The sequence below is a fragment of the Dietzia maris genome, from assembly GCF_014144855.1.
GTDB lineage: Bacteria > Actinomycetota > Actinomycetes > Mycobacteriales > Mycobacteriaceae > Dietzia > Dietzia kunjamensis.
In genome coordinates this window covers 1-8,100 of sequence record NZ_JAALDN010000181.1, presented here as the reverse complement: position 1 = coordinate 8,100, position 8,100 = coordinate 1, and the positions used below count along the sequence as shown (strand labels likewise).

Genomic DNA, 8,100 nt, shown 5'->3' with positions numbered 1-8,100 from the left:
CCAACTCGACCTCGACCACCGGTCGCCCGTCGTGGACGGAGACCCGCGCCTCGTCGGCGCGCCCCAGCGGCACGCGACCGGGCTCGGGAGCGCGGGTGACGACCGCCAGCGCGGCATCGGGGGCGGGACCGGAGACGACACGGACCGAGGGCAGGGGACGGCCGGGGACGGCGGACATCGACGAGGACCTTCCGGGATATGAGTCGGCGCACCCGCCACGAGGGTCGGATGCGCCGGCATCGGTGGGGCGACGAGATCAGGAGATGGCCTGCGACAGCTCCTCGCTGAGCGACTTGGCCTCATCGGGGGTCAGCTCGACGACGAGACGCCCGCCACCCTCCAGAGGGACGCGCATGACGATCCCACGGCCTTCCTTGGCCGCCTCCATCGGTCCGTCACCGGTCCTGGGCTTCATAGCCGCCATCGAGTCGTTTCCCTTCGTCCTTGTCCGCGGGGCGGCGCACTGTACGAGCGCCCGTGCCCACGATCGGTACTGCTGAGTGGATGATGTCGATTCTAGCGCGTCCGGCCGCGTCCGGACGCCGTAGCGGGACGACCGTCCACCCCGTTCTGCGCCCCGTTCGCCGCGGCGTCCCCGGCCACGGTGACGTCCTCGCCCAACCGGGCCCGGAGCCGGTCGATCTCCACCGCCGCCTGCTCGAGTGCCCAGTCGACCTCTGCCATTGTGTATCCACGGGCCGACATGCCGAATCGCACCGACCGGAGATCATCACCGGCCAGGGCCCCGTCCGGCAGGTGGGTGACCGTGTGGTCCCGGGCCACGGGCGGCAACACCTCGGAACGGCCGAACACCACGAGCGACAGCCCGAACAGCCCCGCCGCGACGACCAGGGTGACGACCACGTAGACGACGATGGTGAGCATTCCCGTGCTCCCCTCCTGTAGTGACTAGCGCCGCGACCAGTCTGGCACACGGCCCGCCCCTGGCGGTGTGGCAAGTCACGCCAGGCCGCGTACGGTTCGCGCAGGTCGGCGCGTCCCCACGATCGACGACACCATCTCGAGGGCGCGCAGTGTGCCCGGGACGTCGTGGGTGCGGAAGACCCGCGCCCCGAGGTAGGCCGCGACCGAGGTCGCCGCGAGGGTGCCCTCCGCGCGGTCGTCCACGCCCGCGTCCAGGGTCTCGCCGATGAAGTCCTTGTTGCTCAGCGCCATGAGGACCGGGTGCCCGACCGCCACGATCTCGTCCATCCGTCGCAACAACTCGAGGCCGTGGAAGGTGTTCTTGCCGAAGTCGTGGGTGGGGTCGATGAGGATGCCGTCCGGCGGGACACCGGCCGCCAGCGCGCGGTCGGCAGCTGCCGAGAGTTCGTCGACCACGTCGCGGACGACGTCGGCATACCCCACGCGGAACGGCCGCGTCCGGGGCACCGCGCCGCCCGTGTGCGAACAGACGAACCCGGCGCGCGCCTCCCCCGCCGCGGTCAGGACGCCGGGATCGTGCCCCGCCCACGTGTCGTTGACCAGGTCCGCCCCGGCCGCCAACGCGCGCCGGGCGACCTCGCCCCGCCAGGTGTCGATCGAGATCACCACGTCCGGGTGACGGTCACGCACGGCCTGTACGAACGGCACGACCCTGCGGGTCTCCTCCGCGGCGTCGACGAGGTCACCGGGCCCGGCCTTGACGCCGCCGATGTCGAGGATGTCTGCGCCGGCCGCCACCACCTCGTCGACCCGCGCCATCGCCGCCGTGTCGGTGAACGTGGCCCCACGGTCGTAGAAGGAGTCCGGCGTACGGTTGACGATCGCCATCACCAGCGGGCGATCGACCGGGACCGGGCGGCCACACAGGGTGGGCGCCGGCGCCGGCGCCGGAGCGGCACCGGCACCGGTCATCCCCGACCTCCACAGGCGTCGAGCGCGGCCTCGAGATCGTCACACACGACCAGGCTCGCCATCGCCTCGTCCTTGACCAATCCGGCCTCCACCAACCCTCCGACCCAGTCCAGCAAGGGGCGGTAGAACCCGATCGGGTCGTAGAGCACCACCGGCTTGTGGTGGAAGCCCAGGGACGCCGAGGTCCACATCTCGAACATCTCCTCCATCGTCCCGATCCCGCCGGGCAGGGTGAGGAACGCGTCGGATCGTTCCTCCATCTCCCGCTTGCGTTCCCGCATGGTCGTGACGACGACGAGTTCGTCGGCCGCGGTGTCGGCGACCTCGCGGACCCGCAGCCCCTCGGGGATCACACCGACGGTGCGTGCGCCACCCGCGCGGGCCGACTCGGCGAGCGCACCCATCATCGAGACGTTGCCGCCGCCCGAGACGAGCGACCACCCGCGTCTGGCGATGCCCTCCCCCACCTGCGTCGCGATGGCCAGCATCTCCGGGTCGTACGTGGAGGAGGCGCAGTAGACGCAGACACGGCGACCGGCGACCGGCGCCGTCACCGCTCGACCCCGCGGTGCTCCTCGCCGTACAGGTCCTCCCGCTCCTCGGACGTCAGCGCCGCCCTGTGGTGGGCCTCGCGGATGTACTCCACGGTCTCCGCCACGGAGTCCGTCACCAGGAACAGGTCGGGGTCGGACGCGGAGATCATCCCCTCCTCCGCCAGCGTGCCGCGGATCCAGTCGGTCAGCGGGGCCCAGAAGTCCACGCCGAGCAGCACGATCGGGAACCTGGTGATCTTGTCGGTCTGGACGAGGGTGATGGCCTCGAAGAACTCGTCGAGGGTGCCGAACCCGCCCGGCGTGCACACGAAGGCCTGCGTGTACTTGACGAACATCGTCTTGCGGATGAAGAAGTAGCGGAAGTGCAGTCCCAGGTCCACCCACCGGTTCAGGCCCTGCTCGTGGGGCAACTCGATCCCGAGCCCGACAGACTCGCCATCCGCCTCCCACGCCCCCTTGTTCGCCGCCTCCATCTGCCCGGGGCCACCACCGGTGACCACCGCGTAGCCGGCCTCCACCAGCGCACGGCCCAACTCCACGGCCTGCTCGTACGCCGGGTCCCCGGGCCGGGTGCGGGCCGAACCGAACACACTGACGGCGTCCGACAGTTCGGCCAGCGCGCCGAAGCCGTTGACGAACTCGCTCTGGATGCGCAGCACCCGCCACGGGTCGGTGTGCAGCCAGTCGGTGTCCTGGTTCTTGTCCAGCAGCCGCTGGTCGGTGGTGGTGTGTTCGCCACCCTTCTCACGACGGACGAGGACGGGGCCTCGCATGTGCACGGGGTCGTTGGGGGCCATGGGCCGGGGGTCTCCTTCGATGATCTGGGGGTGGGGCCGAGAGTGGCGGTACCCGGGACATGGGCGATCCCGGGGCTCCCGCGCCCTAGCCGGTGAGGTAGGTGCGCAGCACCCTGCCGACCTCGGTGATCTGTGCCGCCGGACAGTACTCATCACGCTTGTGGGCCATGCCGGGGTCGCCGGGGCCGAGGTTGACCGCCGGGATCCCCAGGGCCGCGAAACGGGACACGTCGGTCCACCCGTACTTCGCACGGACCCGCCCGCCGGCCGCACGGACGAGTTCCGCCGCGGCCGGGGCCCCCAGACCGGGCAGCGCCCCCGGCGAGAGGTCGGTGAGTTCCCAGGACAGACCGGGCTCGGCGAGCGGGGTCTCCCCTTCCGCCACCCGTGGGAGACCGGTCAGCCCCAGTGCGTCGAGGGCGTGCGCGAGAGCGGCATCGGTGTCCCTGTCCGGGGCGGATCGGAAGTTCACGTCGAGCCAGGCCTCGTCCGGGACCGTGTTGCCGGCGACCCCCGCCGACATGCGGACGGCCTGCAGACCCTCGCGGTAGACGCACCCGTCGATGTCCACCGACCGGGCCTCGTAGGCCGCGAGTGCCCCCAGCACCGGCGCGAGCCGATGCACGGCGTTGTCGCCCAGCCAGCTCCGCGCCGAATGGGCCCGCACGCCGCGGGCGTGGACCCGGATCCGCAGGGTCCCCTGGCAGCCGGCCTCGATGAGCCCGCCGGTCGGCTCACCGAGGATGGCCACATCGCCCGTCAACCAGTCGCGGTGCGTGCGCTCGAGGACCCCCAGACCGTTGGCCGTGGCTTCGATCTCCTCGCAGTCGTAGAGCACCAGGGCGAGATCGTGCGCCAGCTCGTCGGAGTCCGCCAGCGCGGCGAAGAGGTGCAGGAACACCGCGTCCCCGGACTTCATGTCCACTGTCCCGCACCCGTGCAGGACCGTGTCCGTCCCTTCGCCGGTGACCCGGCACGGGACGTTGCCCGCCAGGGGGACCGTGTCGAGGTGTCCGGCGAGCACGACCCGGGTCGGGAGGCCCCGGGAGGTACGGGCGAGGACCCGGTTGCCGTCGCGGACCACCTCCGTCCGGTCGGCGGCGGGCCCGGTGAACCCGGCGACGGTCGCGACGAGAGCGTCGTGGACCGCGGCGGCGATCGCATCCTCCTCCCGTGAGGGACTGGGGATGTCGACGAGGGCGCGGGTGAGGTCGACCGGGTCGGCGGTCAGATCGAGGGCGGCGGTCACGGCCCCCACCCTAGTTGCCCGTGACCCGTGCCCGTCGGGGCAGACCGCTAGCATCGGGGCCATGAGTGCACATGGAGCCGTGGCCACCGGAATCGCCACCCTGACGTCCGACCACACCGTTCTCGACGTGTGGTACCCCGAGCCGGAGCTGGGCGCCGCGTCCGCCGGCGGTCACCGGGTGCTGTCCGGAGACGAGGTACCCGCCGAACTGTCGCCGCTGACCGGCGCCGACGCCGACCGGGGGGTCGAGACGGTGGCCGTGCGGGTGGAGATCGAGGACCTGACCCAGCCGCCGGCCGACGCCTACGACGCCTACCTCCGGCTCCACCTCATCAGCCACCGCCTCATCAAGCCGCATTTCGCGAACATGGACGGCTTGTTCGGCAAGCTCAGCAACGTCGTGTGGACCAACTTCGGACCGTGCGCGGTCCCGGGTTTCGAGCTGGTGCGCGCCAAGCTGCGGGCCCGCGGCCCGGTCACGGTGTACGGCGTGGACAAGTTCCCGCGCATGGTGGACTACGTGGTCCCGTCGGGCGTTCGCATCGCCGACGCCGACCGCGTCCGCCTGGGCGCCCACCTGGCCGAGGGCACCACGGTCATGCACGAGGGGTTCGTCAACTTCAACGCCGGCACGCTGGGCGCGTCGATGGTCGAGGGTCGCATCTCCGCGGGCGTCGTGGTCGGCGCCGATTCCGATGTCGGCGGCGGGGCCTCTATCATGGGCACGCTCTCCGGCGGCGGCAAGGAGACCATCTCGATCGGTGAACGGTGCCTGCTCGGGGCCAACTCGGGTGTCGGTATCTCGCTGGGCGACGACTGCGTGGTCGAGGCCGGGCTGTACGTCACCGCCGGCACGAAGGTGGATGTCCGGGCGGGCGCCTGGGCCGAGCGGGAGCCCGTGAAGGCCGGCCAGCTCTCGGGCATGGACAACCTGCTCTTCCGGCGCAACTCACTGACCGGTTCCGTCGAGGCGGTGCCGTGGAAGCGCGAGGGCGTCGAGCTCAACGCGGATCTGCACGCCAACGACTGACGCCGACGCTCATCGGCGGCGTCACCCTCCGTCGACAAGGACGTTCCGCACACATCGCCCGAGAGGCGGTGCGCGGAACGTCCTTCTCGATGGGGTGGCCGGGCGACGCGGGCGGCCTGCTCAGCCCAGTCGGCGCACGGCCTCGTCCACCGTGGCGTCGGTGGCGGTGAGCGCGATGCGGACGTGTCGCGCCCCGGCGGGTCCGTAGAACTCCCCCGGCGCGACGAGCACGCCGCGCTCGGCGAACCAGTCCACGGTGTCGCGGCAGGGCTCGTCGCGGCTGGCCCACAGGTACAGGCCGGCCTCGGAGTGGTCGATCCGGAACCCGGCCGCCTCGACCGCGGGCAGCAGGCGTGCACGGCGGGCCCGGTACCGCTCACGCTGCTCGGCCTCGTGGGCGTCATCGTCCAGGGCGACCGTCATGGCCGACTGGACGGGCAGCGGCATCATCATCCCGGCGTGTTTGCGCACCTCGAGCAGCTCGGCTACCAGGCCGGGGTCACCGGCGACGAACCCGGCGCGGTAGGACGCGAGGTTCGAGGTCTTGGACAGCGAGTGCAGTGCGAGGAGACCGGTGTGGTCGCCGTCGCAGACACGCGGATCGAGGATCGAGGGCGCCTCACCCTCCCACACCAGTCCGAGGTAACACTCGTCGGAGGCCACGATCACGCCGCGGTCGCGGGCCCAGCCGACCACCTTGCGCAGGTGGTCCACGCCGAGCACCTTGCCACTGGGGTTCGACGGCGAGTTGAGGTATAGCAACGTCGGCGAGGACGGGCCGAGCTGCATGAGCGAGTCGGCGCGAACCACCGTGGCCCCCGCCAGCAGTGCGCCGACCTCATAGGTCGGGTAGGCGACCTCGGGCACAACGACCGAGTGGCCCGGCCCCAGTCCGAGCTGGGCGGGCAGGCCCGCGATGAGTTCTTTTGTGCCGATCGCCGGTAGCACGGCGTCGGGAGTGAGCCCCGTGACGCCGTACCGGCGCTCCAGCGCGTCGACCGCGGCCCGCCGCAGAGCGGGGGTGCCGACGGTCGTGGGGTACCCGGGCCGGTCCGAGCCTGCGGCGAGCGCCTCGCGGATCACCGGGGCGACCGGATCCACGGGCGTACCGACGGTGAGGTCGACGAGACCGTCCGGGTGGGCGGAGGCGCGCGAGCGGGCGTCCGAGAGGGTGTCCCAGGGGAACACCGGGAGCGCGCGCCCGGGCGGTCGACGCTCCGGGCGCGACACCACCGGGGTCACTCCTGGTTCATGGGCGGGAGCGCCTTGACCATCGGGTGGTCGTAGTCGACCTTGCCGACCTTGGCCGCGCCGCCCGGCGATCCGAGCTCGACGAAGAAGTCCGCGTTCGCGGCGTTGTACTCGGTCCACTCGTCCGGGACGTCGTCCTCGTAGAAGATGGCCTCCACGGGGCAGACCGGCTCACACGCCCCGCAGTCGACGCACTCGTCGGGGTGGATGTACAACATCCGTCCACCCTCGTAGATGCAGTCGACAGGACACTCCTCGACGCAGGACTTGTCCATCACGTCGACGCACGGCTCTGCGATCGTGTAGGTCACGTCAGCCACCTTCCTCGTAGCGGTATGACCTGAATCGTATGTCACAGGCCACGCGGATGCGGAAGCCGCCCCGTGAGCCGATCGACCTATGTGGCGACGGTCACCCCGACGGGTCGGTGGGCGGGTCCGTAGACGGTGTCACGACGGCGGACCGGGCGTCCGATCCCGGTGGCGATCTCCTCGATCTCCTCCGGGGTCTTGGCCGAGCCGTTCTCTGCGCCGGCCATCCGCGAGATGGTCTCCTCCATCAGGGTCCCGCCCAGGTCGTCGGCGCCGGATCGCAACATGGTCCGCGTCCCCGCGACCCCGAGCTTGACCCAGCTCGTCTGCACGTGGTCGATCGCCCCGTGCAGCATGATGCGGGCCAGGGCGTGGACCGCGACGTTCTCCTCCCGGGTCGGTCCGGGCCGTGAGGCGCCGGCCAGGTACAGCGGCGCGCTGCGGTGCACGAAGGGCAGCGGGACGAACTCGGTGAAGCCGCCCGTGCGTTCCTGGATCCCGCGGAGGGTCCGCAGGTGGGCCACCCAGTGGCGCGGGGTGTCCACGTGGCCGTACATCATCGTCGAACTCGACCGCAGCCCCACCTCGTGGGCGGTGGTGACGATGTCGATCCACTCGGAGGCGGGGAGTTTGCCCTTGGTGAGGACCCAGCGCACCTCGTCGTCGAGGATCTCCGCCGCGGTACCGGGGATGGTGTCCAGCCCCGCCGCACGGAGCTCGGTGAGCCACTCCCGGACCCCCACGCCGGATCGCGAGGCGCCGTTGGAGATCTCCATGGGGCTGAACGCGTGCACGTGCATGGACGGCACCCGCTCCTTGACCGCGCGGACCAGGTCGGCGTACCCGGACACCGGCAGGTCCGGGTCGATGCCGCCCTGCATGCACACCTCGGATGCGCCGGAGACGTACGCCTCGTACGCCCGGTCGGCGACCTCGGCGGCGGACAACGAGAACGCGTCGGCGTCGCCCTTGCGCTGGGCGAAGGCGCAGAAACGGCAGCCGGTGTAACAGATGTTGGAGAAGTTGATGTTCCGGTTGACCACGTAGGTGA

General features: G+C 71.3%; 10 protein-coding genes. 1 reads left to right on the top strand and 9 read right to left on the bottom strand.

What is annotated here, in order from left to right; translation table 11 throughout:
* Positions 1 to 256 precede the first annotated feature (256 nt).
* The 6 genes from G6024_RS06570 to dapE form a co-directional block, all read right to left on the bottom strand.
* The gene (locus tag G6024_RS06570; RefSeq protein WP_067718434.1) at positions 257 to 424 is read right to left on the bottom strand and encodes a DUF3117 domain-containing protein; all 168 of its coding nucleotides are present in this window, start codon (positions 422 to 424) and stop codon (positions 257 to 259) included.
* Positions 425 to 516: 92 nt separating this feature from the next.
* The gene (locus G6024_RS06565; RefSeq protein ID WP_067718436.1) at positions 517 to 885 is read right to left on the bottom strand and encodes a DivIVA domain-containing protein; all 369 of its coding nucleotides are present in this window, start codon (positions 883 to 885) and stop codon (positions 517 to 519) included.
* Between the two features lie 75 nt (positions 886 to 960).
* Positions 961 to 1,857 (bottom strand): dihydropteroate synthase, encoded by an 897-nt coding sequence (gene folP, locus G6024_RS06560; RefSeq protein WP_119191771.1) that lies wholly within the window; start codon positions 1,855 to 1,857, stop codon positions 961 to 963.
* Complete coding sequence (locus G6024_RS06555; protein ID WP_067718442.1) at positions 1,854 to 2,411, bottom strand: LOG family protein; 558 nt, start codon at positions 2,409 to 2,411, stop codon at positions 1,854 to 1,856. The genes folP and G6024_RS06555 overlap by 4 nt, the downstream gene beginning before the upstream one ends.
* On the bottom strand, positions 2,408 to 3,208 hold the full coding sequence (locus tag G6024_RS06550; RefSeq protein ID WP_067718445.1) for an LOG family protein: 801 nt from the start codon (positions 3,206 to 3,208) through the stop codon (positions 2,408 to 2,410). The genes G6024_RS06555 and G6024_RS06550 overlap by 4 nt, the downstream gene beginning before the upstream one ends.
* 85 nt (positions 3,209 to 3,293) lie before the next feature.
* Positions 3,294 to 4,511, bottom strand: coding sequence for a succinyl-diaminopimelate desuccinylase (dapE, locus tag G6024_RS06545; protein WP_119191799.1), 1,218 nt, complete (start codon positions 4,509 to 4,511; stop codon positions 3,294 to 3,296).
* A gap of 7 nt (positions 4,512 to 4,518) precedes the next feature.
* Between dapE and dapD the strand changes: the two genes are divergently transcribed.
* Positions 4,519 to 5,487, top strand: coding sequence for a 2,3,4,5-tetrahydropyridine-2,6-dicarboxylate N-succinyltransferase (gene dapD, locus G6024_RS06540; protein ID WP_067718447.1), 969 nt, complete (start codon positions 4,519 to 4,521; stop codon positions 5,485 to 5,487).
* Positions 5,488 to 5,607: 120 nt separating this feature from the next.
* Here the strand turns inward: dapD and dapC are convergent, their stop codons facing one another.
* The 3 genes from dapC to cofH all read right to left on the bottom strand — a co-directional run.
* Positions 5,608 to 6,720 carry a succinyldiaminopimelate transaminase gene (gene dapC / locus G6024_RS06535; protein WP_181694250.1) on the bottom strand — a complete coding sequence of 371 codons (1,113 nt, stop codon included), beginning with the start codon at positions 6,718 to 6,720 and terminating at the stop codon, positions 5,608 to 5,610.
* A gap of 5 nt (positions 6,721 to 6,725) precedes the next feature.
* The gene (gene fdxA, locus G6024_RS06530) at positions 6,726 to 7,049 is read right to left on the bottom strand and encodes a ferredoxin (protein ID WP_067718452.1); all 324 of its coding nucleotides are present in this window, start codon (positions 7,047 to 7,049) and stop codon (positions 6,726 to 6,728) included.
* An 86-nt stretch (positions 7,050 to 7,135) separates the two neighbouring features.
* The coding region (gene cofH / locus G6024_RS06525) for a 5-amino-6-(D-ribitylamino)uracil--L-tyrosine 4-hydroxyphenyl transferase CofH (RefSeq protein WP_159148328.1) at positions 7,136 to 8,100 on the bottom strand (965 nt) is incomplete at its 5' end.

Coding starts and splice junctions, on each gene's coding strand:
- G6024_RS06570 (WP_067718434.1), bottom strand. CDS start 424: ATGGCGGCTATGAAGCCCAGGACCGGTGACGGACCGATGGAGGCGGCC.
- G6024_RS06565 (WP_067718436.1), bottom strand. CDS start 885: ATGCTCACCATCGTCGTCTACGTGGTCGTCACCCTGGTCGTCGCGGCG.
- folP (WP_119191771.1), bottom strand. CDS start 1,857: ATGACCGGTGCCGGTGCCGCTCCGGCGCCGGCGCCGGCGCCCACCCTG.
- G6024_RS06550 (WP_067718445.1), bottom strand. CDS start 3,208: ATGGCCCCCAACGACCCCGTGCACATGCGAGGCCCCGTCCTCGTCCGT.
- dapE (WP_119191799.1), bottom strand. CDS start 4,511: ATGCTAGCGGTCTGCCCCGACGGGCACGGGTCACGGGCAACTAGGGTG.
- dapD (WP_067718447.1), top strand. CDS start 4,519: ATGAGTGCACATGGAGCCGTGGCCACCGGAATCGCCACCCTGACGTCC.